This is a genomic window from Desulfobacter hydrogenophilus, from assembly GCF_004319545.1.
Classification (GTDB): Bacteria; Desulfobacterota; Desulfobacteria; order Desulfobacterales; family Desulfobacteraceae; genus Desulfobacter; species Desulfobacter hydrogenophilus.
Genome location: NZ_CP036313.1, coordinates 2,922,020 through 2,946,293 on the forward strand (window position 1 = coordinate 2,922,020; position 24,274 = coordinate 2,946,293).

Below are 24,274 nucleotides of genomic sequence, written 5' to 3' on the forward strand. Positions count from 1 at the left end.
TTTGTGTAATGGGCTAATATTTATCAGTTCTCATAAAATTAGTGCGTCCTATTCAATCACCTCTATTTCAACCCTGCGGTTCATCATCCGGCCCCATGCCGTATCATTTTTTTCAACGGGGTCCTGTCCGCCTCTGCCCTGGATTTTCATCTGATAGCTTTTGACACCCTGTCCTAGAAGAAAGCTTTTGACGATAGTCGCCCTGAATTCGGATAATTTTACATTATACGTACCATTCTCACTAGCATCCGTATATCCGGTAATGAGAATTTTTGAGTTTGGATGAACAATCAGGGATTTTGAAACAGCATTAAGCTTTCTAAGGTCTTCTTCAATAATTGCATCTCCGTTAGATTTAAACCTGATTGTAATTTTATCCTTTGGAAGTAGGCGAGGGGGATTATTTAGTTTTGGTGATGGATTTGTTTCCGGGTGTTCAATATTCCGGACAACGGGTTTATTTTCCGGCTGTAGCGTTTGATCTGGCTTTTGTTCTTCTACTAGTTCCTGTCTTTGATCAAACGGCTGTGTTCCCTGGGAACGCATGGAGAAAAAATGGTCCGGGAACATAAAGTACCAGGCAAAAATAAAAAACAAGATTAAAGTTACCAGCTTGTCCCATGAAAATAGATTGTTTTGCGGTTGTGGAGCTGGGGAGACTGGGGGGACCGGATGCTGCACCGGCGGATAAGGATCAAAAGCACGGTTAGACAGGTCCCCCGGGGATTCATTTTTATTTTTAGGGCGTGTACCGGACTCAAAGGGATCATTGATGTCACGGTTGTGAACATGAGCCGGGATTTTAAGCTCTTTTGCGCATTCCTTTACAATGCCTGCATCAATGACCCGCTGTTCCCTGACAAATCCGGACAACAGGGAATGATCGCATAAAATATTAATGCGTCTTGGAAAGCCACCTGAATATAGAAAAATTTCCTGAACCGCATCCCAATCAAACAGCCGCTCCTGTGTGCCTGCAACCTTAAGCCGGTGGCGGATATATGCATCCACCTCCTCCGGGGTCAAGGGGTCCAGGTTGAAGTTGAGGGTCATCCGCTGGAGGACCGCCCTGTTCTGGGGCCTGTTTAAAATTTCATTGAATTCGTTTTGTCCGATGAAAAAAATATTGATCAGTTTTGCATTCGGTTTTTCAATATTTGACAGCAGGCGGATCTCTTCAAGCATTTCCTGGGTGAGCAGTTGGGCTTCGTCAATGATGAGAAGCACCTTTTTATTTTTTTCACTCGCGCGGAGCAGAAAATTTTTAAAATGGGCAAGAAATGCGCCCTTGGATGTAAATTCCCTGTCTATGCCGAAGGACGCGGCAATATAATTAAAAAAATCAAGTTTAATCAGGCTGGGATCCGGCACAGCGGTGTAGATGATATCCTGTCCAAGGCTCTGGATTAATGCGTTGATCAGGGAGGTTTTGCCTGTTCCCACATCCCCGGTTAAAAGCAGGAACCCCTTGTTATCCAAGATGCCGTATTTAAGTGTGGCAAGGGCTTCCTGGTGCTTTTCCCCGAACCACATAAATGCGGGATCACAGCTGATCTGAAAGGGGGGTAACTTGAGATTGTAGAATTCATTGTACATTTATAAATTATGGAGATATTCCATATCCTTGGTTTGAGTCTGTTTTGTTCCGATTACCACCACCTGGGTTTTGTTGGGATGATTCATGAAATAAAGCCTGCCGTTATATGCAAACAGTACTTCAAAGCAGGTGGCTTTATGCTTCTTGCCTGAAAATACCTTTCGTTTTACGATTACCGATCCCGGGTCCCGGTCCAGCTGGTGAATGGTTTCTTCTGCCTTGATCTGCTGGTCTTCGGTCAGGTTTATAAATCCGTTTAAGGCTTTTCTGCTCATTTCAACGTGCTTGTATAGGGTTTTGAACCGTTTGGATATAAAATTAAACTCTCCCCGTTTGGATTGTCCCGCGCTTTTTTTCCGTTCATACTTTTCAAGGTTTGACTTGAGTTCATTTATCTCAACGTCCCGCCGCTCCTTTAATTCAATATATGTGTTGAGCTGGTCTTCAAGGCCGATGATCTCGTTGAACATTTCATCTTCATTTATTTTTGCTTTTTTTTGTTCCGATTGGTATTTTTTATCTAATTGTTTGATATTTTTGAATAGTTCCGCCCGTTCCCGCGTTAGGTCTTCCTCCAGCTTTTCATGGCGCAGCTCATTTTTTTTTAAATCATGGATCAAGGCGTTTCTCGCTTCTCTTTCCTGCTCAGCCCTTTTGCTGCCCCGCCGATAAAATATAAAAAAGATCAAAAGTGAAATACCGGAGTAAAGGGCAAAGATAAAATTCGCAAGAAACGATCCATGATCCATATGCAGGACGGCATGAACCTTGAGCCCGGAATTAAGAATTGAAAAGTTTTTATCTGCAACTGCCTGGGCATCGTAATAACCCGGTGAATCCTCCTTAAATCCGTCAGTTCCCACGTAGATGGGATAAATAATTTTCCCCCGGCCTTGTATTACTTGTACTTCCAGATCAAGTTTGGCCATTCGGATCAGGGCGTCCCGGTTTAAAATGGCCTGGATATTTTTTGCTATCTGGTCTTCAATGTGGACTGATCCGTTTAAAAGGTCACTGGAATTTCCGATAAACTCGTTTTCTATTTTTAAAAGATATTTTTTTTCCAGATAGTCACGGCAACCGGCGAGGGTAATCATATACAAAACCGGGGTGACGAGCAGACAGAAGACAACAACTTTAAATGGAAAATGTTTCATAATGTCAAAATGAACAGCCCTGATGCATCAGACAGGATCAACGATCGGCCGAAGGAATGGTTATATCGTAGTCGCCTTTTTGTTTCTCTGCCTTGTTAAACTCTACGCTGGCGCTTAAGCGGTTTTTTACCAGAAAAAAATCAGGTCCTAAATCAGACGGGTTTGAAACCGATTCAGAATCCCGGTTTTCACCATAAAGGGCCTCAATCATATCTGATTCCAAAGTCTGGAGCTTGGCCCTTAATTCATCCGGTACAACCATAATATCCGCATTCTTTTCATCCAGAGAGCCCACAGTTAAAACACCCTGCTGCTCTATTATCCAGATTCCTTTTTTGAATATTTTGGTTTCTTTTTTAGAGCCCATATTTTTCTCCGTCCATTTCTTGATGAGGTTATGTAAGGATTCAAATTTTGGAAACCATAGACTAAAGAGTACCTTCTAAAGCGCAAAACTGCAAGATATTTTAGGGCCTTGCTTAAGCCACCCATATGTAAAATTAATGTGCTTTAAAATTTTAAGAAGTTTAATTTTCCTGGATTATGCGATTGTCGGCAGGTTAGTCGGCTGCGGGCAGGCGAAAATAAAACCGGGTTCCCTTCCCGGAGGCTGTGTCCACCTTGAGTTTTTTCCCGTGAAGTTCAACGATTTTTCGTGTAATGGCAAGGCCTAAGCCGACATGGGTAGCGCCGGTCCGATCGCAGGACCGGTAAAATCGGTCAAAAATTTGGCCCAGCTCCCTTTCCGGGATACCGGGGCCGGAATCAGCTACTGAGATTTCAATATCCTCTTCTGCAAAAATTTCAACGGTTACCGTTCCCTTTTCGGGCGTGTGGCCAAGGGCGTTTTCAATTAAGTTTTCCAACGCCCTTTCAACCAGGGCGATATCCGCCAGGGCAAATCGGCTGGTATCGTGGAACAGGGGCTGAAATGTGACCTTTCGCTCGTCGGCCCGTAATCTGAATTTCTGGAGGATATCCCCGGCCAGCTCTGCCGGGTTAAAGGGCTCGGGACGGATCTGGTATCCGACGGATTCCACCTGGGCCAGCGCCAAAAGATCGTTGACCAGAGCATTGAGACGCAGGCAGTGCTTGATGGCTATTTCTAAATATTCCCGGCGTTGTTCCGGTGTCTGCCGGTTATCATCCATAAGCAGGGTTTCAATATACCCCTGGAGGGTAGCCAGAGGGGTTTTGAAATCGTGGGAGACGTTGGCCACAAGTTCCCGCCGCATCTGGTCCGAGGCGTTCAGGGTTTGCATTTGCTGGTGGATGCGGTCGGCCATATTTCGAAACGTCAGGGTCAACCGGTCAATTTCATCTGCGGTTTTTCCGGCGGAAATTTTTGGAAGCACAAGCGTTTCCCCAAAGCTGTCCGCCCGGAAGGCGTCCATGATTCGGGCCAGACGTTTCAACCGCCCGGTAAGCAACGCAAAAATTACAAGGCCGCTTGTAAAGGTAAACAAAAGGCTTGCCAGGATCATCCAGGTGGAAAGTCTGAAAATATAAGAGCCTTTGAGCTTATCGGCCACTGAGTCATACTGCGCTCCGCCAAGGATCACGTAAATATATCCTCCCAGTGCCTCTCCATCCATGATGGGGGCTGCGGAAAATACTTTTTGTCTGGAAGGATGTTTGGGATCATCGCCCAGGACAGGGGAGGAAGCTCCTTTGCTGCCAAGCCATTCCAGAACAGGCGTAAGGGAGACGGTTTCGCGTTTGACACTGCCCTTGGGTGCCGAATAGGTTAAAATTTTGCCTGACCGGTCCAGCAAATAGATCTCAATACCCGGGTTAACCACCATGAGCATGTGAAAAACCTCTTTCAGGGCAGATGTATTGATTCTGCCATTGTCCATGAGCAACCATTCCCGGGCAATCTGATCTGCCAGATGCCGGTTGAGTTTCTGGTTTACCTCCTGCTGATACATGTCCGTTGAAAACACCGTGACTCCGATAAAAATCAGGCCCAGGAGCAGGAAAAGGGCGGCCAGTCCCATGGCGATTTTGGAGTACAGGGACGATAACATTCGGGGTTAGCCCTCTTCCTCGTCCCGGAATTTATAGCCCACGCCCCACACCGTCAGGATGTATTCGGGCCGGGCCGGGTCGGTTTCTATTTTGCCCCTGAGGCGGTTAATATTGGAGTTGACCACATGGTCATAACCGTCATGGCCGTATCCCCATACCTGATCCAGCAGCTGGGAGCGGCTGAACACCTTTCCGGGATGTCTGGCAAAATGCAATAAAAGATCATATTCCTTGGCCGTGAGCGCCACAGGCATTCCCCCTTTGAGCACCCTGCGTTTGTCCTGAATGACCCGGAGTTCGCCGGTGGCAATGTCGGCCAGGTCCTTGGGACCTTGGGATTCTCGCACCGTCTCAATGCGCCGGAAAATGGCCTTGGCCCTGGCCACAAGCTCCCGGATGGAAAAGGGCTTGGTGACATAATCGTCCGCCCCAATCTCCAGCCCCAGGATCCGGTCTATTTCCGATGATTTGGCGGTTAAAAGGATGACAGGGGTGGATACCTTTTGTGTCTTAAGGGATTTGAGCACTTCCAAGCCATCCATTTCAGGCAACATGATATCCAGGATGACCAGATGGTAGCGGCCTGTCCCGGCTTTGCGCAACCCTGCCGGGCCGTCGGCCGCTATGTCCACCTGCCATCCCTCGTTGCCAAAGTGCAGCGCCACAAGATTTGCCATATCCGGGTTGTCTTCCACCACAAGAATCTGTTGAATGGTCACAGGGTCTCCATTTTGTTCTACCCTGGGAGCGCGGGCGTCTCGCCCGCATGTCCGCAAGTATTGTAAAGATGCAGGCGAGACGCCCGCGCTCCCAGGGTAAGTTATTTCGAACTCATTTCTAAACTGCTTAAAGCTTCGTGCTGGTAAGATCGGTTAGAATAAAGACGCATACTGCCCGTATCCTTCAGCCTCAATATTTGCCTTGGGGATAAACCTGAGGGCGGCGGAATTGATGCAGTACCGCAGCCCTGTGGGGGCAGGCCCGTCGTCAAACACATGGCCCAGGTGGGAGTCGGCATGCCGACTGCGCACTTCGGTGCGGACCGTGAACAGGCTTACATCCTTTTTTTCAATGATGTTGTTCGGTTCCAGGGGACGGGTGAAACTGGGCCATCCCGTACCGGACTTGAATTTATCATTGGAGCTGAACAAGGGCTCACCAGATACGACGTCGACATAGATGCCCTGGGCTTTATTATCCCAGTATTTATTCCGAAAAGGCGGTTCGGTTCCGTCTTTCTGGGTGATCTTGTACTGAAGGGGCGTCAGCTTTGACCGGATCTCATTGTCATGGGGCCGTTTCCAGGATGTTTTTTCCATGGCACCGCCCATATCATTTATACGGCCTTCTTTTTTCATCATGTCCATCTGCTTTTCCGGGGCCATTTTACCGCCGTCAATTATGTCCGAACCCTTGCCCATTTCTTTGTCCATGGGGGGATGGTCCTCCCAGGCCTTTTCGAGGAACTGGTCCCGGCCGGATCTCCACCGGTAATACTTGTAACGGGTGGAATTGCGCTTGTGGTAATCCTGGTGATATTTTTCAGCCGGATAAAATTTGACGAGCCGGGTGATGGAGGTCACAATGGGCCTGTCAAAAACCATTGATTTTTCCAGCGTCTCTTTGGACGCCTGGGCCAGGCGCTTCTGGGTGTCGTTGTGAAAGAAAATTTCCGACCGGTACTGGTTACCCCTGTCCACGAACTGTCCGCCTGGGTCCGTGGGGTTGATGTGGCGCCAGAATACATCCAGTAAATGCTCATAAGAAACTACTTTGGGATCAAAATAGACCTGGACCGCTTCGGCATGACCGGTGGTGCCGCCAGAAACTTGCGAGTAGGACGGATGGGGGGCATGGCCGCCGGTGTATCCGGACACCGCTTCTTTAACGCCCGCCACCTTTTCAAAGTCAGACTCCGTGCACCAAAAACAGCCCCCTGCAAAAGTCGCCTTTTCCAGCCCATCTTCCATACTGTTTTCCAGGGCCATGTCTTTGGACATATCCTTTGGATCCATTTTGTTACCGGCATAGGCAAAGACGCTTGCCACCAGGCCTATAACGGCCAGTACACTGATAAAAATTTTTACGATATGTTTGGGATTCATCATCGGTCTCCTTTCATGTTTCAATTACAACCTTACCTGAACTGAAAGATGGGCACTTGAAATCACGAAACTTTTGAAAAAAAGTCACAAAAGTATCACAATTGCAAGGCAGCATTTACAGCTTAGAGGGTAAATGCTATCGTTTCAACAAAAAATTAACAGACAATAGCTTAACTGGCTGTTACAGAACGTTCACTGTAGTCCAGTATTTAATTTGCCTGAAGACAAGCTTGTTTACTTTTTCCGGGGAGAAGGATTTTAAATGAATCACAGGATCATTAAAGTATTCATTCTTGGGATATTTATCCTGGGTTTTATTTTGTTTTTCGCATTTGATCTCCACCATCAGGTTTCTTTTGAGAATCTTAAAGCCCAGCAAGCCACCCTGGAAAAATTTTATGCAGCAAACACCCTTCTGACCATTTTTATTTATGCTGGGACATATATCCTTATAACGGGGCTGTCACTTCCGGGGGCCGCCGTGATGACCCTGGCAGGCGGTGCCTTGTTCGGTCTGTCCGCGGGCACTGTAATTGTTTCCTTTGCCAGCACCATCGGTGCCACCCTGGCATTTCTTGCGGCGCGGTTCCTGTTAAAGGATTATATCCAGAATCGATTTGCCGATCGGCTGCGCAAAATTAATGAAGGGGTTGAAAATGACGGGCCGTTCTATCTTTTCACCCTGCGCCTGGTGCCGGTGTTTCCCTTTTTTGTTATTAACCTGGTCATGGGGCTTACCCCCATTAAGGCTGGGATGTTTTATATTATCAGTCAGGTGGGCATGCTTCCCGGAACTCTTGCCTACATCAATGCCGGCACCCAGTTAGCCCGGGTAGAAACCCCGTCTGGGATTCTTTCCCCCGCTTTGATCGCCTCCTTTGTCCTTTTGGGGATTTTTCCCTGGATCGCAAGGGCGTTTACCAAATTTTTAAAAAACCGGCGGGTCATGGCAAAATTTCATAAACCGTCTCGATTTGACTATAACCTGGTGGTCATCGGTGCCGGTTCCGCAGGTCTTGTGACCTCGTATATCGCAGCCGCTGTGAAGGCCGGTGTGGCATTGATTGAAAAGGACAAAATGGGGGGAGACTGCCTGAATACGGGGTGCGTACCCAGCAAATCATTGATCCGCAGCGCAAAAATGCTTTCCTATGCCAAACGGGCAAAGGAATTTGGTTTTGAACGTACCCGGATTGACTTTGAATTTAGTGACGTGATGGAGCGGGTGGAAAACATCATAAAAAAAATAGCGCCCCATGATTCTGTGGAACGGTATACCCAACTGGGGGTTGACTGCATTTCAGGAGAGGCCCAAATTATCTCCCCATACGAAATTAAAGTAAACGGGGAAACCATAACCACCCGCAGCATTGTGGTGGCTACGGGGGCTGGACCCCGAATCCCTTCCATCCCCGGTCTGGATCAGGTGGCGTATCTGACCTCTGACACGGTCTGGTCCTTGCGGCAACTGCCCCGGCGTCTGGTGGTGGTGGGCGGCGGCCCCATTGGGTGCGAGCTCAGTCAGGCCTTTGCCCGTCTGGGCGCCCAGGTTACCCAGGTGGGCCGGGCTCCCCGACTCATGGGCCGGGAGGATGAGGATGTAGCGGATTTTATCAAAGACATCTTCACCAAAGAGGGCATTCGGGTCCTCACCGGGCATAAGACAAAGGAAATACGGGTGGACGGGGACCACAAAACCCTGATCTGCACACGGAATTTAGACAAACAGGACGTAGCTGTTGAGTTTGACGCGATCCTGCTTGCCGTCGGCCGCGTGGCCAATACCAAGGGCTTTGGGCTGAAAAAACTGGGGGTGGCACTGAACCCCAACGGCACCATTAAAACCAATGACTGGCTGCAGACCACTATTCCCAATATTTATGCAGCCGGTGATGTGGCAGGTCCTTATCAATTCACCCATGTGGCCTCCCACCAGGCTTGGTACGCTTGTGTAAACGCCTTGTTCGGCGGTTTTAAAAAATTCAAGGCAGATTACCGGGTGATCCCCTGGTCCACCTTTACCGATCCCGAAGTGGCCCGGGTGGGGATGAATGAAACCGATTGCCTTGCTGCCAATATTCCGCATGAGGTTACCTGCTATGGCATTGACGACCTGGACCGGGCCATTGCCGACTCCGAAGCCCATGGGTTTGTTAAAGTTTTAACCGTCCCCAAAAAAGACAGGATTCTGGGGGTAACGATTGTGGGCGCTCATGCCGGTGATTTGATCCATGAATTTATTCTGGCCATGAAATACAATATTGGCTTGAATAAAATTCTTGGTACCATCCATATTTATCCGACATTGGCAGAGTCCGCCCGGTCTACGGCTGGGGTCTGGAAAAGAGCCAGGGTGCCTGAAACCGTTCTGGGATTTGTGGAGCGATATCTGGCCCGGCAGCGTAAATAGTTTCTAAATCAGGGCCGTGGGCAGATATGGCCTTTTTCAAATGGGGATACACCTTGAGCTCAAATAGATATGACGACTGGATCAGGCTTGAACTGGACAAAATAGCGGTATATGTCAAACCCGAATCTCCGGACTGGATTGTACCCAGTGCTTCCGGGGACCGGCTGCTTCAAAACATCATTGCATCCGGGGGGCGGAACACGACAGATGAAAGACAGGGCCGACCTTCAATATACGGGGATGCTGATTTTTCTTCCATCGTCCGTGAATCCCAGTTTTTGTCACTGTTAAAATCTCCGGACATCGCCGATTACAAGGGCAGGGGCCAGGCATTGAGCCTGACCGCATTAAAGGAGTGCTGGCTGCATATCACAAATAAATGTAATCTTGCCTGCCGCCACTGTCTTTTTTCCTGTTCATCCAGAACAAGTGAGACCATGGATTTTGACATGATATCCTCCATTGTCTCCCAGGCTTATACCCTGGGCACCCGGATTTTTTATTTAACCGGAGGTGAGCCCATGGTTCACCCCGATTTTCAGGACATATGCCGCCTGATTTTAGATGAACACGCCGACACTATGCTTGTGATTTTAACCAACGGCATATTGATTCCGGAGTACCGGGCTTTTTTAAAGTCTTTGCCGGGCGACCGCCTGTTTCTCCAGGTCAGTCTGGATGGTCTTGAAGACGCCAATGACGCATTAAGAGGAACGGGGTCTTTTGCCAAAACAACCGCGGGCCTTGCTGTTCTTGAGCAATTGAATATCATAACCACTCTGTCCATGGTTGTTCACCCGGATAATTTCTTTCAGATGGCGGAAATGGTCAGGCTCGGGGCCAAATTTTCTGTGGATAGTATCCACTATATGTGGCTTTTGACCACTGGCCGGGCGTCATCCCAGCCAGCGGTGCCGATGGATGAATTGTTCAACAACCTGGTGCAATGCCACGGTCTTGCCGCCGCACACAATCTTACCATTGATAATATCACCAATCTGTCCACCCGGGTGTTTTCCACCCCCGGCACCAAATATGACCTGGGTAATGCCGGGTGGGAATCGTTGGCTTTAGATCCCGGGGGCAAGATTTATCCCACCCCGGCCCTCATCGGCCGGGAAAAGACCGTATGCGGCCATATTTCCCAGGGGCTGGAGATGGTCTGGAAAAACAGTGACGCCCTGTCTTCCCTACGACGTTTATCGATCAAGGATGATGCTGTCTATGAGGCCAATCCTTTAAAATATATTGTGGGGGGTGGCGACATTGATCACAGCTTTTTGACCGGTGGCGCATATATGGGCCATGACCCTTATGTACCCTTGTATAACCGGCTGGCCTTGTGGTTGATGATTGAATCGGCCCGGATCACCGAAGAACAGCCCTGGCCCCAGATCCGGCGTAAGATGGGGGAAAGATTGCTGCATTGTGTCCAAAACGGAGAAGGTGTGGCTTTTACCCATTCCAATTGTGTGCTCACCTTTGCCGATACCCACGGCGTTGTGGGACAATTTTACTCAGCCGCGGCCGAAGACGAGAACACGGATATTACGAATCCGGTTTGTTATCCCGATCCGGAAATATCCCATATCCCCAAAGCCGCCAGGATTCGTTCCTATGGGTGTGGTAGCCCGGTGCTTGACGCAGGCGTTTCCCCTGGTGAAATCGTTGTGGACCTCGGTTCCGGGGCCGGGGTGGAGTGCTATATTGCCGCTCGTAAAGCAGGTTCCCGGGGACGGGTTATCGGTATTGATATGCTTGATAACATGCTGGCTCTGGCCCGCCAATCACTTGATGATGTGGCCGACCGCCTGGGGTACCGGAATGTAGATTTTAAAAAGGGGTTTCTGGAACAGCTGCCCCTGGATGACAATACCGCAGATGTGGTCATTTCCAATTGCGTCATAAACCTCTCTGAGGACAAGCGACAGACTTTTTCGGAAATATTGCGCATACTTAAACCCGGCGGGCGGATTTTTATTTCCGACGTGGTTACGGATGACCCCTGTCCCCCCGAAATCCAGAATGACGCCAAACTTCGGGGGGAGTGTCTTTCAGGGGCCCTTGTACAGCCCCATCTGATAAGCATCCTTGAATCTGCCGGGTTCAGCCGAATCAGGATTGTGAAACGCTTTTTTTACAAAGAGGTTCTGGGTCATAAATTTTATTCCATCACCTATACGGCCTTTCGATCCCTGCCGCCTGAAAAATCCAGAATTTTGTACCCCGGACCCTATGCGGCGGTTATGACCGACGATGGAGACCTGCTTTTACGCGGACAGTCATCGGAAGCCAACTGGCCCTATGATGCCTGGGGGGATACGTCTATTTTCAAGTTGGATCCCATGGGTAATGTGGCCAATATCGAGGCCGTAAACGCCTGCAGCTGCGAAGTGGCTCCCACGCCTGTCCGGAAAGACACCTCCGGTACCCAGGCAGCCCCGGCCCATGAAACAGATCAGAGATTCCAACACGACTGCATGCTGTGCGGCAAGCCCCTGGTCTATTTAAAGGAAGACCGGCTGGAAGTTTGTGTATTTTGCAAAAATGAATACCTGGCCAACGCCGTGTGCGAAGACGGACATTTTGTTTGCGACCACTGCCATGGCGAGGATATGGTGGATGTGGTCAAACATATCTGCGCCCATACCGATGCAACGGACATGATTGATTTGATGAATCAGCTCCGGAGTCATCAATCATTTCCCCTCCATGGCCCGGAACATCATTTTGCGGTGCCCGGCGTCATCACGGCCGTTTACAGAAACCTGGGCGGCGATATCACGGATAAGGATATCACCACGGCCATTGACCGGGGCTGTAGTGTTCCCGGCGGCGTGTGCGCCTTCTGGGGCACCTGTGGAGCCGCAGTGGGTGCGGGGATCGCTTTTGGGGTCATTTTGAAAAGCACCCCCCTGGTGCCCGGTGCCAGGCAGATTGTCCAGAAGGTCTCCGAAGCCATTATCCATGACCTGAACCAGGCATCGGCGGCCCGCTGCTGCCAGAGGGAAGTATGGACGACCTTTAAAGCAGTGGCCCGGTTGTCAAAAATTCACCTGCCTTTGACCCTGAAGGCCCAGGGAGACGTTCAATGTCGACAGCAGGGAAAAAACAGGGAGTGCATCCGGGAGGAGTGCCCCTATTTCAAGGTATAAAAATGACAAAAAATAATGCGGTCATTCTTTTTATCAAATCCCCGGAAAAGGGCCGGGTCAAGACCCGACTGGCAAAGGGCGTGGGGGAAAAAGCCGCTTTGGCGCTGTATCAATGTTTTGTGATGGATGTTCTGGATATGGTTCGATCAACACCCTGGGCGTTAAGAGTTTACTATTATCCTGAAAAGGGTTGCCGTCGCATCCGGTCATGGCTGGGGAACGATTGGGACCTTTTCCCCCAGGTCGGTACCACACTGGGCGATAAAATGAAAAATGCCCTGGCAGATACTTTTGCCGCTGGGTATGAGAGAGCTGTTCTTATTGGGTCTGATTTACCCGACATTCCGTCTGACATCATTAATACTGCCTTTAACGCATTGAACAGCACAGATGGGGTATTAGGACCAAGTTCGGACGGCGGGTATTATCTGATCGGATTCACGGCCAAGGGTTTTGTTCCCCGGATTTTTAATAATATTCCCTGGGGAACCAACCGTGTATTTGAGTTGACCCTGAATAATTTCCAGGACCATGCTGTTTCACCCTTTTGCCTCCCGGTCTGGCAGGATATCGACACCAAAGAGGATTTGCAGGCCCTGGGCCTTGATCCAGCAACCGGTCCTGCCATGCACACCACCCGTTACCTACAAAAAAAAGGACTGACGTTTTGAGCACGCAAAAGCAAAATCGGATTTTGGCCGGTATCATCATGGTTTTAAGTTTTGCAGGCGTTCTCCACGCCGGACAGGTGTTGACCGTGGCGGACTTTTCCCGGGCGGATGTGGGGAAAACGCCGCCGCAATACTGGGAGGCGTTGACATTTAAAAAGATAACGGCTCACACAATATATGAGATGGTCAAAGATCAGGGCCGAACCGTTATCAAAGCCCAGAGCCACGCATCAGCTTCCGGGCTAATCCGCAAAATCCGCATTGATCTGAAAAAATATCCTGTGATCCAATGGCAATGGAAAATTACCGGCATATATAAAAAAGGCGATGTTACTATAAAAAGCGGGGATGATTACCCGGCAAGGATTTATGTGGCTTTTGAATATGACCCCGGCAGGGTGGGGTTCTGGGAAAAAGCCAAATTTGAGACCATCCGTTTGGTATATGGCCAATATCCGCCTGTAAGTTCCGTAACCTATATCTGGGCCAACCACGCACCCATCGGAACCCGGATACCCAATCCCTATACCAAACGTGTGATGATGATTGCTGTCCAAAGTGGTGTAAACAAGGTCGGCACCTGGGTGACCGAAGAACGCAATATTTATCAAGATTATGTGGACAGTTTCGGCCACTCGCCTCCCATGACTTCCGGTGTGGCAATCATGACGGACTCGGACAATACTGGTGAGACCGCAACGGCCTTTTACGGTGATATTATTTTTAAATCAAGCCCGGGAGCCGCAACGCCTTGAGTCCCCTGATATCTGTCATCATACCGGTATATTGCGAAGGCAATCGCATAAACCTGGCCATTGACCGCGTAAAATTATCGGTGTCAGGAATGATGTCGGCGGCAGAAATCATTGTGGTGGACGGAGATCCGGGAAAAAGCACTCTGAAGGTCATCAATGACCCGGATATTATAAAAAAAGCATCTGTGGCGGGTCGGGGCGTGCAGATGAACCATGGCGCCCGGGCCGCAACCGCAGATGTGCTGTTGTTTCTTCACGCAGATACCATTCTGCCTGCCAATGCGTTTAGCAAGGTTCTGGATGTCTGCCGGGACAAGGAGATTGTTGCCGGTGCTTTTGATCTGGTGATTGACGCACCGCATCCGGGTTTTCGACTCATCGAAAAAAGCGCAACCCTTCGTTCCAGGATCACCCGTATTCCCTTTGGGGACCAGGCCATATTCATTAAGGCGGACTGCTTCCGTAAATTGGGGGGATATAAACCTATTGCACTGATGGAAGATGTCGACATCATGCTTAGAATCAGACAAAGGGGGTACCGGATCCGGTTCATTTCCGATCCGGTGCTCACTTCGGCCCGGCGCTGGAAAAAAGAGGGCATGATATACACAACCATCCGCAACTGGATACTCCAACTACTGTTTTATATCGGGGTCAGCCCTGAAAAATTGAAAAACTACTATCACTCTTTATAACAGTCATGGGCTGGCATAGGCTATCAGCATCCAGGCTCAACCCACAACAAAACATGAACGTAATTTAACCTAACGGCTATGTTGAAATCGGCTGATCAGATGGTTTATAGGGCTGATAATCTGTGTACCCTTCAGGTCCCGGGGTGTACCATAAGGACATATCTTCTGAAGGATTCAGCGGCCAGCCATTCTTTAACCGTTCCGGCAAATCGGGATTGGTAATATAGGGTCTGCCAAAGGCTGCCAGGTCCGCATCTCCACTTGCGATTCGCGCTTCAGCCGATTCTTTTGTGTATCCGCAATTGCCCATAATGATACCTTTGTATATCTTCCGGAACTCGGACAAAGTCATGGAATCGCCCTTTTCATGGAAGCCAAAAGCAAGGCCATCCATGATGTGCAGATACCCCAGGTGCAATTTATTCAGTTCTTCTGCGACATACAGGAAGGTCTGTCTAAAATCACTGCTGCCCATATCGTTAAAAATACCATTGGGGGATATCCGGACACCAACCTGTTCTGGAGGCCAGACTTCTAAAATAGTATCCAGCACTTCTTTTAAAAACCGGAATTTATTTTCCAGGCTGCCGCCGTACGCATCGTCCCTGAGATTGGATTTTGAATCAAGGAACTGATTGATCAGGTACCCGTTGGCCGCATGCACCTCTACGCCTGAAAAACCAGCTTCTTTTGCATTCACGGCTGCTTTCCGGTAATCATCCACGGTGGCTTTAATTTCATCAATGGTCAGGGGACGGGGTATTTCATACTCTTTTTTCCCTAAAGGCGTGTGGATGCCGTCGCCTTCCAGCCGGACAGCTGAAGCCGAAACCGGAGCATCTCCATTGTGGAAATCGCTGTGAGACGCTCTGCCGCAGTGCCAGAGTTGTAGAAAAATCGGAGTTCCTGTGGGGTTTAATTTCCGGGTGACTTTTTGCCATCCCTCTACCATTTCGCTGGTGTATATTCCCGGGGAATCAATCCACCCGATACCTTGCTTTGAAATCACTGTTGCTTCCGTGATGAGTAACCCGGCCGATGAACGCTGAAAATAATAGTCGGCCATCAAGTCATTGGGTATGCGTTCGGATCCGGCACGTCCCCGGGTCATGGGGGCCAATACAATTCTATTTTTTAGATTATAGTTTCCTATTGAAATTGGATCGAATAAACTTTTCATGTTGAAGCTCTCCTTGATTAAGAATGATAGATCATCTTAAGTATAAACTGGACAGAATCGTTGAACAATAGGGGATATCTATTTGGAAAAATGAAATACCGCATTTTGGGCCCGGCAATGGGTCAGTAGCTGTTTGAAGCAGCAGTGTCTGGCCAGCAGGGCGTCTGAATCGGGAATGACCGAGAAAAAGGCCTGGCTGCCCATGATGACCAGTTTCTTTCTGGCCCGGGTCATGGCTACATTGAGGCGGTTGGGGCTGTTTAAAAATTCGCTGGTCAGATGATCTGGGTCCGAGGCGGTGAGACCGAAGAGGATGACGTCCCGCTCGGCACCCTGGATTCGTTCTACGGTGTCCACGAGGGGTAGGGGGGGAAGGGAGGGATAGCCTGCCATGGATTTTCCCAGGCGCTGGAGGATGGCGTTGTTCTGGGCCCGGTGGGGCGTGATGATGGCCATCCGGTCCGGGGCGAGACCGTGGCCCAGGATCAGGCGCCCGGCCAGGGCGGCCATAAGATTCGCCTCCACATCCGATTGCTGGCCGCACCCCTGGTGATCCGTTAATACCAAGGTCACAGGCTGTTCCGGATTCAGGATGTCGCTGAGTATCGATTCGTCCCCTGTTGGACTGTATGTTTCGTCTGGGTCGTTCAGGTAAAGCCGTGCATTTTCCACTGAAGGGTCCGGGTAAAGCCGGCTGTGGTACCAGGTTTTGGATGGAAATGCGCAGATTTCTTTGTTCATCCGGTAGGTGGTGTCCAGGGTGACCTGGCAGTCTTCAGGATACAGGTCACGGATATTGGAGAGAATGGAACTGTTCAAGCGTATTTCGTTTTCATCGTCATCTTTATTGTCATCAGGGTCATGGGGATCATAATTGCCCATGACAATGGGGGGAAGCTGATGGATATCGCCCAGGAAAAGAAAATTTCCCCTGGCGTAGATGAGACTGAGCAGGGCCTGGGGCACCGGGACCTGGGAGGCTTCGTCAAAAATCATCCAGTCCAGGGCCAGGGGAAAGCCTTTGTCCTTGCTGTTGAACAGGGAATAAAATCCGTATCCGGTGGCGCCTAAAATCAACCAGGACCGGGTTGGCAGATCCCGGACGTCCTTTGTATATTCCACCTTCATGACGGCATCGTCGGGATTGGATGTTTCGGATGCCAGAGCGTTGTCTTCTCCCCATTTCACGCATTGGCCCGGAAACTCACCCGGCAGATATTGGTTGACCAGTTGGACCACTTTTTCCAATACCGTGTCAATGGCCTGGTGGGTCAGGGCGCTGATGCCGATGCGCAGGGGATTTCCGGCCTCATGGGCTTCAATGATCAGGGCAATGATGATCCATCCCAGCAAATGGGTTTTCCCAGTGCCGGGCGGTCCCTGGATCATGGCGGTGCGGTATTGGAAGGGGAGCTTTAAGGCCTGCTGCTGTGAGGGGTTGAGGCCGTGGTGGTCCCGGGCCAGCCATTTTTCCACCCAGGCTGCCGATGTAGGTGTCTGCCTTTCCAGGGCTGTTCCGGCCAGAAGCTGCTGGAGATGGAAATATCTGCTTTTTGAAAACAGGGTCTGGGAGGCGTGGTGCAGCTTTTCCCGGTTCCAGTCATCCATATCTTCTTCAAGGGAGTAGAACAACGTTTTGTTGAGATTTATCTTGCCGGACCGGGAAAGCAGCCCGATGTCACCGGCTTGCCTATCATATTCGACCATGATCACGGGAAAGCCGTTTTGCAGATCGACCATGCCATGGGGAACCAGTTTGAGGAAATCCCCCTGTCGGAATTTGGCCGGCTGGGTCTGGTCTGTGGGCCTGAAAATATTGATAAAGCGCCCGGTGTTGTCCAGCCGGGTCTGGTGGAATTTCAGGTATCCCAGGGACCTGAACCGCAGCATTCGCTCTTCCAGGGGCTGTTCCTGGAGCATCATGATATCTGCCTCTTTCAGGCGTTGCTCCTCCTGGATAAATGTTGTATAGGCCCGGGCTTTTTTATCCACATCGTTGCTTGAGGGCCACTCCTTGATCCACTGGCTTTGCAATTGGGACACGGCGGTCTGATACAGCTCTGCCATGAGCGCAAGGCATTTTTTTGCTTCGGCTGCAGCTTGGCCTATATCGCTGATAAATCCGCTGTTGTGGTGAAATAGGGTCGGTGGTGGTGCAGGGATGGTTTGGCATTTGAAGATGCGGCCCAGGGTATAAAGGGATGCTGTGCCCGGAGCGGGCATGTAAAAATGGGCGGTCAGGACCTTTTGTATGTCCGTCCAGGAAGAGGGCTGGGTTTGGTTGAGAAATTCCCAGGATAGTCTCTGTGCCTCCCCAAGCCATTTATTTATTGTCGCGGGTGTCTGGGATCCAAAATGGAAAATATGGGGACACTGACCGGTATGGATGCTCTCTTTCCACAATCGCGTCAATTCCTTTAAAAAGGTCTGTCGGACTGCCTGCCGTTCCGTTTCGGTTTCCATGGTCCATACATTTGATTCAATAATTGTCCGGCCGTCTGTATCCAATACCAACCACCCCAGGACCCGGGGCAGGCCGTCCAGGGGATTTTTTTCCAGGTGGATGAAAATGCGCCTGGATAGGTTGGCCGGGAAGCGGTGGGTCTTTTTTTCATGGCAGCTTATACGGCCGGTTAAAAAGGCGTCACACCACCCAATTAATTTTTTCTGCTGTCCAGGAGAGAGGTGACCGGTCTCTTTTTCAAGGGCACCGGATAGCTGTTCAAGGGTGGTGCAGCCCATCTGCTGCAGGGCAACCAGTTCGCCTTTGGTTAATTTTGGCAGAAATCGGATATCCTCATGGATCAGGGCATGGTGGTAGCAGCCAGGAAATCCCGAACAGGCGGTGCACAGGCTTTGAAGCCTGTAATCTGCATGGGCCGGCAGGCCGGAAAGCACATGGCAAAGGTGGTGCAGAAGGGTTGGCAGGGCCGCCATGTAAGGGCTTAAATCAAATTCATGGATCCGATACTGTTCTGTTTCCCGGACGTCACTTAACGGCGGCGGGGTAATGATGAACCCTTTGCGGGAGATCCGGGCAGGCAGCTTGCAGCGTTCAATAATTTGTTCTATGGCCAGGGCATAGAAGGCCACCTGCCATTTATGGTGGTATCCTGGTGTCCGGCTGTGCTTGATATCCCCGGCTTTAATGATTGCCTGTCCGCCTTTGCCTGGGGACAGTTTCAGAAGATCGGGGATGCCGATACCTGTGATATGGGGGAATTGATGGATGGGCGCTTCTGTCTTGAGATAGCACTGGGACAGCCAGACCGGCCGGGCTTTTTCCGGATCACGGTCGGCCAGTTGTTTTATTGTTTCTTCCAGCAGCTTAACGGAAGGGGCCCACCGGGGCTCTTCGGTCGCTGCAGGTTCCGGAACCGCCGGTTGGTTCCCCTGTTGTTCAAGGGCGGCCAGCACCGCCTGTTCATGTTGGACGCCCTGTTCCCGGACAAGGGCCATGACATCTTCCTGCTCTTTTACAGGGTGGGCCAAGCCAAGGTAGGACAGACAGAACCTGCGGTCACACTGCCCGTGAAAAATATAATCACTGACCATGGTGGCGGTGAGGGAGCGAGCATCGCCCGGGTCCGGGTCAAGGCAGGGAGATTGCCATACGGGGGATAAAAAGGGTGAATTTTCCGGCGGTTTTGCCGTCTGTTTTTCATGGGACAGGAGCGCGGTTCCGGCTTCCATCTCAAAGCGTGGAGATTCGTCGGTCGTTATGGGCAATGGTCCGGAAAGGTCGGCCATATCCCCGGAAACAATATCCGAATCCAATTTTAGGTACCGGGCAAAGGTATCCGCCACCCGTTGATCAAAGAGGAAATCCGCCACCTCTTCCACCATCTGTTTTCTGGGCAGGGTTCGCCAAAAAATATTCAAGGGGATCATGCTGCGCAGGACCCTTAAATGGGCGGATACCCATGTGTGAAATTTTTTTTCTGTAACGGGCAGGTTCAGTTTTTGAAAGTCAATCCAGCAGGAGCATTCCACCCCGGTTTCGCTGGAGGCCACCTCCAGGTCATCATCCTGGAAATGGTCCCGGACGGCCCATTCCAGCACCAGGTTACCGGCGGACCCCAGAAAGGTGCGGAAGTGGAACCTTGCCCGGGTCCCCGGAACCACCTCAATGCCGTTGGCCAGCGTCACCCGGTTTTCAGAATATGACAGCTCCCGGCGGAATAATTTTTGGGTCCGGGCCATGAGGCCGCTGTCTTGGGGCAGGGTGCCGGTGCCCAGGATACGCCCCATGGCCTGGGCTGTTTCCCAGGAGACATGTGCACCCAACCCTACCCAGACCAGGTCTTTATCATCTTTTTTCATGGTCGGCCGGGCCGTGACCTTGCCGGGATCACCCGCTTCAATTTTCAAAATTTTAAGGCGCCGGCCCGAAAGATAGACCCGGTCCCCCACCTCCATCTGGTCCACAATGGATTGGGGGATATCGGCAATGGATTCCATGTCTACTTCAAGGATGTATTCCTTTTCGCTTTCCGGAAAGTTTCCCCATATTTTGTATTCCATAAAATGGTTCCGGTACTGCCAGCCGCCTCGAAGCAGGCCGGGCCGCTTGGTCCGTCTCAGCCAGCCCTTTTTTTCAAGGGCCTTGAAAATATCCGGCAACAGGCTTTTGCGGTCCGGAAACAGGGATTTCAGGGCGTTGAGGGAAATTTCCTTTTTTTCGTAGAGACAGGAGATGACCTGCTGGCTCAACACACTGGGCAGGGTTTTGGGGGTCGGGGCCTCGATTCTTCCCTGGCGGCCCAGCGCCAGCAGGGCAAGAAAGCGGATCGCCTGGTTGCCGGCGGATTCCCCGGCGGTGATGCCCCAGAAATTGATGGACTGCCCCCGGCGGTTGGACCGGCCGATGCGCTGGAGAAAGGCCGACACCGAGCCCGGGGGCTGATAAAGGAGCACCGCATCCACATCCCCCACATCAATGCCCAGCTCCAGGGTTGAGGTGGCAATGCACAGGGCATGGGGATTTTTCCGGAACCGGTCTTCCGCTTTTTTCCTTTCCTTTGCCTTGAGGTTGGAGTAGTGCAGCTCGGTGACATCCCTGAACACCCCGTTGCGCCGGACAATGCCGGAAAGTCGGTCGCAGGCCGACCGGCTGTTGCAGAAAATAAGAATTTTTCGATACGCCCATTCCCGGTATAAATCATTGAGCAGGGCGGGCAGCTCGGTCTTCTCTTGTTTCAGATGAAGAAGCCGGGCCTGAATCTGTCGGTCCTGGCGGGTCGCACCGGCCGAGATGGCGGTGCTGCAAGGTCTGAAATTAAGGAAATCCATGACCTGGGGGATACCGGCAATGGTCGCGGACATGGCAATTTTTTGTATGGGCTCGCTCGTTCTGCGTTCCAGGCGGGTGAACAGATAGACCAGGTGTCGGCCCCGGTACTGGTGGACCAGGGGATGGACTTCATCGACAATCACGGTGCCCACCCGGGCCAAAAAGGCTTTAAGATTGGCATTGCCGCTGCCCAGCATTACATCCAGGGATTCCGGGGTGGTGAACATGATGTCCGGCCGCTTGGTTCCCCCCTTTTTGATGTCCCCGGTCCGGATGGCCAGGATCAGGTTCAGCCGCTCGGTGATGATGGGTTCAAACCGGCGCATGAGGTCCTTGGCCAGGGCCCGGGTGGGAATGATGTATAAAACGCCATGGGCACAGCCCGAGGTGATGACCCGTTCCAGGGCCGGGGCCAGTACAGCCTCACTTTTGCCCGATCCGGTGGCTGCCTGGACGATGAGATCCCGGCCCTCAAGGATGGGGGCGATAGTTTCAATCTGGACGGGCCGCAGACCGGCAAAAGCCCCATAAAAGGGGCGGAAGGTGTTGGGGAGCCTTAAAAGGGGGTTGGGTAGGGGGGCTGATTGCGGATCAGGGTCCTGGACCATAAGGCTCAGCAGGATTCTTTTTGCTGTTCCAGGTCCAGCTGGTTGACCAGAAGTCTTAATTTCATTCTGGATTCGGCCCCTTTGTTTTGGGATAGGATCTGCTTCATTTCCCGGTCTATGTCAGCGGTCTCCGGTGCCCATTCGTAGGCCCGGCTGTGGAGGATTCTAAGCTTGCCCGATAGTGTCTCCCATTCACCGGGTGACAGGTCCTGGAGAGAATGGATATTTATTTTTTTCCAGGCCTTGTGGTAATCGCGGGCAAAGCAGGGAATCTCTTCGGTCGGCTGGTCGGCTTTCTGCCGTCCGCCGGGTCTGCGGGTCCGGTCCCAGGGCTCGGTTTCAACCAGGGTAAAAAAATCATGGGTAAAGGCAAATACCGGGTAAAATCCCTGTGCCGGACGTTCCGGGCAGAAGATTTCATGGAGGAGATCATAGCTTTTGCTGCGGCTGGTGATGCGGGTCTGGCCGATGGATTCCCCTTCATCAAAAAGCAGGACCCATCCCCCGTATCCCATCTCTTTGAACAACCGGGCCAGTCCTTTTACCATGGCCAGATATTCCTTTGGTTCCCGGCACACCAGGGAGCCGCCCTTATAAAACGGCACTTCCCGGTAATGGAATGCTGCAGCAAGCTTATGGGCCGGGATCTCTTTGCCCATAAGGGCATTTTTCAGGGTCCAGGCAAAGGATCTGGGCTGAAACCGGGCATGTTTTTTAAGTTTGCGCTTGTTTGCCGGAATCTCCATGTTATTGTGGACCATGGCCGCCAGGATGGCCCGGAATCGGTGGGGCATGTCACCGGTGATGAAATCGCCGATAGCCTTATCCTTATTTTCCGGCCGGGCCAGCCATTGGGCGGCTGATTCCTTCCATACTTTTACCAGGTTGGTTTCCTCATTGGGAAAAACCATGGCCCCCATCAGGGCCCGGTAGACCGCTTTGAAATCGTGGAAGGGGATCTGCCGGGGGTCCAGGTTGATATAGCTGACCACAAAATTATTTTCCAGGGCCCGCTGTTTCAAATAGGTGAGGCTGTGGGATTTGCCCTGGCCGTATGCGCCGCAGACACAGAGGTGGTAAGGCGTTCCCTTGTCCAGGGCTTCGACCCCCCGGTCAAAAAGCTGGTTGAGCTTTTCTTCCCCCGAGGTGAGCCATTGAACCCCCAGTGGATCAAACAGACCCTCCCTAATGCGTTCTACCGCCCTGCGCAGATAAAAATTTTTGGTACCGTTGATCTGCTCGCTAAATGCCTTTTCATCCATGGTATCATTTCCGGTTTAAGAGTCCCGATTTAATTGTCCCAAGAGGGCTCCATCTGTTTCATCTTTTCCTCTTCCATCTCTTTCCGGGTTTCGACCATCTGCCGGGCCATGTCCATATCCTCCGGGGACTGGCCCTGTTCGGCCAGGTCCAGGACGCCGATGAGCTGCTTGATGAAAAGCCGCACCTCGCTGATGACACCCATTCTTTTCTGACTGGCACAGATATCCTCTATGACCTTGTCCGTGACCAACGCTTGCGGGGACCAGCGGTAGGCGACGCCGTGCAAAGACAAAAGGCACCGGCCCAGGTCCACCAGTTCTTCGGTTTGAAGGGGCGTCTGGTGGATATCCACAAGGACCCCTCGATAATTGAGGCGTTTGGCGTCGCCCATTGATGTCCCGATGGACCGCACCCGGCTCCACAGGGCGTCGTAGGACTTAAATCCTTTTTCCGATACCAGTACGTCCGGGATGATGGAAAAAAAGATGTGAAGGTATTGGGCGGTCTCGCTGTTATCTATGAAGAGGCGGACATTTTCGTAGGCGGCATTGCGCACCGAGGCACTCATGGTCACCACCGTCTCCATTTCATCCATGAGCAGGATTAAGCCCTGGTGTCCAAACCGTCGCAAAAACAGGATCAGGGAATTCATCAGCTGCCGGGCATTGGTCTTGGTCAGGTATTCGTAAATCTGGAAGGGCTTGATTTCCCGTTTAGTGACCTTGCCGCCGTCAAACCAGTGCATGAGGATTTCCCGGTCTGCTTTGCGGCTCACCTCATCCTCCTCCTCTGCCATGGGGGCAAACCGGTTGTTCACCAGGGCGGCCAGTGCATTGGCAAAGTTGATATCCATGTCCGGGATATCCCTGAATCCTTCGGCCAGGGCCGTGCATTTTTCTGTGGCGGCTTCTGCTTTGGCGTCTTGGAATTCCGTTGACAGGGAGTCCAGCCAGGCGGTCAGCAGATCCCGGATGCCCACGCCGTCAAAATTACCCTGGAGCTGCCGGACAATGGATTGGTAAACGGTTTCAAATTTGTGGATGGGCACATCCCGGGTCAGGACCACAAAGGAGACGGCAAATCCTTTTTCCATAGCCAGGTGCTGGACTACGGACATGAAATGGGTTTTACCATCTCCGTAATCCCCGCTGATGAACCGTACCTTGGCTCCGCCTTGGGCAATGTAGTTTTCAAGATCGTCTTCGATATAGGAAAGCCATTTTTGACGGCCCACGGTAAATACCGGCACATATTCCACAGGCACGCTGCCCTTGCGCAGATCTTCGATGATGGATCTGGCCTGGAAGGGTTTGAGTTCTTTGAGGGCATCCAATGATATCATGACCAAGATTCC

The 24,274-nt window shown here is 51.2% G+C and carries 15 protein-coding genes; 5 read left to right on the forward strand and 10 right to left on the reverse strand.

Annotated features, from left to right (window positions below; genetic code table 11):
- Positions 1 to 48 precede the first annotated feature (48 nt).
- From EYB58_RS13020 to msrB, 6 genes are all read right to left on the reverse strand, one after another.
- Positions 49 to 1,596, reverse strand: coding sequence for an AAA family ATPase (locus EYB58_RS13020; protein ID WP_111957061.1), 1,548 nt, complete (start codon positions 1,594 to 1,596; stop codon positions 49 to 51).
- A complete protein-coding gene (locus EYB58_RS13025) occupies positions 1,597 to 2,754 on the reverse strand; it encodes a coiled-coil domain-containing protein (RefSeq protein ID WP_111957063.1) in 1,158 nt (385 codons plus the stop codon). It abuts the gene before it with no gap.
- Positions 2,755 to 2,791: 37 nt separating this feature from the next.
- Positions 2,792 to 3,121 (reverse strand): hypothetical protein, encoded by a 330-nt coding sequence (locus tag EYB58_RS13030; protein ID WP_111957065.1) that lies wholly within the window; start codon positions 3,119 to 3,121, stop codon positions 2,792 to 2,794.
- Between the two features lie 193 nt (positions 3,122 to 3,314).
- On the reverse strand, positions 3,315 to 4,784 hold the full coding sequence (locus EYB58_RS13035; RefSeq protein ID WP_111957067.1) for a sensor histidine kinase: 1,470 nt from the start codon (positions 4,782 to 4,784) through the stop codon (positions 3,315 to 3,317).
- Between the two features lie 6 nt (positions 4,785 to 4,790).
- Positions 4,791 to 5,504: a response regulator transcription factor gene (locus tag EYB58_RS13040; protein WP_111957069.1), complete on the reverse strand. Its 714-nt coding sequence runs from the start codon at positions 5,502 to 5,504 to the stop codon at positions 4,791 to 4,793.
- 153 nt (positions 5,505 to 5,657) lie between these two features.
- Complete coding sequence (gene msrB, locus EYB58_RS13045; protein ID WP_111957071.1) at positions 5,658 to 6,890, reverse strand: peptide-methionine (R)-S-oxide reductase MsrB; 1,233 nt, start codon at positions 6,888 to 6,890, stop codon at positions 5,658 to 5,660.
- A gap of 262 nt (positions 6,891 to 7,152) precedes the next feature.
- Here msrB and EYB58_RS13050 point away from each other — a divergent pair, with 262 nt between their 5' ends.
- Genes EYB58_RS13050 through EYB58_RS13070 form a run of 5 tightly spaced genes read left to right on the forward strand, consistent with a single transcriptional unit; the run spans position 7,153 to position 14,576 of the window.
- The gene (locus tag EYB58_RS13050) at positions 7,153 to 9,300 is read left to right on the forward strand and encodes an FAD-dependent oxidoreductase (protein WP_111957073.1); all 2,148 of its coding nucleotides are present in this window, start codon (positions 7,153 to 7,155) and stop codon (positions 9,298 to 9,300) included.
- A 53-nt stretch (positions 9,301 to 9,353) separates the two neighbouring features.
- Positions 9,354 to 12,455, forward strand: coding sequence for a DUF5714 domain-containing protein (locus tag EYB58_RS13055; RefSeq protein WP_163354428.1), 3,102 nt, complete (start codon positions 9,354 to 9,356; stop codon positions 12,453 to 12,455).
- Positions 12,456 to 12,457: 2 nt separating this feature from the next.
- Positions 12,458 to 13,126 (forward strand): TIGR04282 family arsenosugar biosynthesis glycosyltransferase, encoded by a 669-nt coding sequence (locus EYB58_RS13060; protein ID WP_111957076.1) that lies wholly within the window; start codon positions 12,458 to 12,460, stop codon positions 13,124 to 13,126.
- Positions 13,123 to 13,881 (forward strand): DUF3047 domain-containing protein, encoded by a 759-nt coding sequence (locus EYB58_RS13065; protein WP_242637351.1) that lies wholly within the window; start codon positions 13,123 to 13,125, stop codon positions 13,879 to 13,881. Before EYB58_RS13060 ends, EYB58_RS13065 begins: the two co-directional genes overlap by 4 nt.
- On the forward strand, positions 13,878 to 14,576 hold the full coding sequence (locus EYB58_RS13070) for a TIGR04283 family arsenosugar biosynthesis glycosyltransferase (RefSeq protein WP_111957078.1): 699 nt from the start codon (positions 13,878 to 13,880) through the stop codon (positions 14,574 to 14,576). Before EYB58_RS13065 ends, EYB58_RS13070 begins: the two co-directional genes overlap by 4 nt.
- A gap of 76 nt (positions 14,577 to 14,652) precedes the next feature.
- On the opposite strand, the gene EYB58_RS13075 is transcribed toward EYB58_RS13070, so the two are convergent.
- The 4 genes from EYB58_RS13075 to EYB58_RS13090 all read right to left on the reverse strand — a co-directional run bounded on the left by EYB58_RS13075 (position 14,653) and on the right by EYB58_RS13090 (position 24,262).
- Positions 14,653 to 15,756 carry an alkene reductase gene (locus EYB58_RS13075; RefSeq protein WP_111957080.1) on the reverse strand — a complete coding sequence of 368 codons (1,104 nt, stop codon included), beginning with the start codon at positions 15,754 to 15,756 and terminating at the stop codon, positions 14,653 to 14,655.
- Between the two features lie 78 nt (positions 15,757 to 15,834).
- The gene (locus EYB58_RS13080; protein ID WP_111957082.1) at positions 15,835 to 21,657 is read right to left on the reverse strand and encodes a DEAD/DEAH box helicase; all 5,823 of its coding nucleotides are present in this window, start codon (positions 21,655 to 21,657) and stop codon (positions 15,835 to 15,837) included.
- Positions 21,658 to 21,662: 5 nt separating this feature from the next.
- Entirely contained in the window at positions 21,663 to 22,919 is a 1,257-nt protein-coding gene (locus EYB58_RS13085; RefSeq protein WP_111957084.1) for a BREX system ATP-binding domain-containing protein, read from the reverse strand.
- Positions 22,920 to 22,948: 29 nt separating this feature from the next.
- Positions 22,949 to 24,262, reverse strand: coding sequence for a BREX system ATP-binding domain-containing protein (locus EYB58_RS13090; protein WP_111957086.1), 1,314 nt, complete (start codon positions 24,260 to 24,262; stop codon positions 22,949 to 22,951).
- Between the last annotated feature and the right edge of the window lie 12 nt (positions 24,263 to 24,274).

Coding starts and splice junctions, on each gene's coding strand:
- EYB58_RS13020 (WP_111957061.1), bottom strand. CDS start 1,596: ATGTACAATGAATTCTACAATCTCAAGTTACCCCCCTTTCAGATCAGC.
- EYB58_RS13025 (WP_111957063.1), bottom strand. CDS start 2,754: ATGAAACATTTTCCATTTAAAGTTGTTGTCTTCTGTCTGCTCGTCACC.
- EYB58_RS13030 (WP_111957065.1), bottom strand. CDS start 3,121: ATGGGCTCTAAAAAAGAAACCAAAATATTCAAAAAAGGAATCTGGATA.
- EYB58_RS13035 (WP_111957067.1), bottom strand. CDS start 4,784: ATGTTATCGTCCCTGTACTCCAAAATCGCCATGGGACTGGCCGCCCTT.
- msrB (WP_111957071.1), bottom strand. CDS start 6,890: ATGAATCCCAAACATATCGTAAAAATTTTTATCAGTGTACTGGCCGTT.
- EYB58_RS13050 (WP_111957073.1), top strand. CDS start 7,153: ATGAATCACAGGATCATTAAAGTATTCATTCTTGGGATATTTATCCTG.
- EYB58_RS13060 (WP_111957076.1), top strand. CDS start 12,458: ATGACAAAAAATAATGCGGTCATTCTTTTTATCAAATCCCCGGAAAAG.
- EYB58_RS13075 (WP_111957080.1), bottom strand. CDS start 15,756: ATGAAAAGTTTATTCGATCCAATTTCAATAGGAAACTATAATCTAAAA.
- EYB58_RS13080 (WP_111957082.1), bottom strand. CDS start 21,657: ATGGTCCAGGACCCTGATCCGCAATCAGCCCCCCTACCCAACCCCCTT.
- EYB58_RS13085 (WP_111957084.1), bottom strand. CDS start 22,919: ATGGATGAAAAGGCATTTAGCGAGCAGATCAACGGTACCAAAAATTTT.
- EYB58_RS13090 (WP_111957086.1), bottom strand. CDS start 24,262: ATGATATCATTGGATGCCCTCAAAGAACTCAAACCCTTCCAGGCCAGA.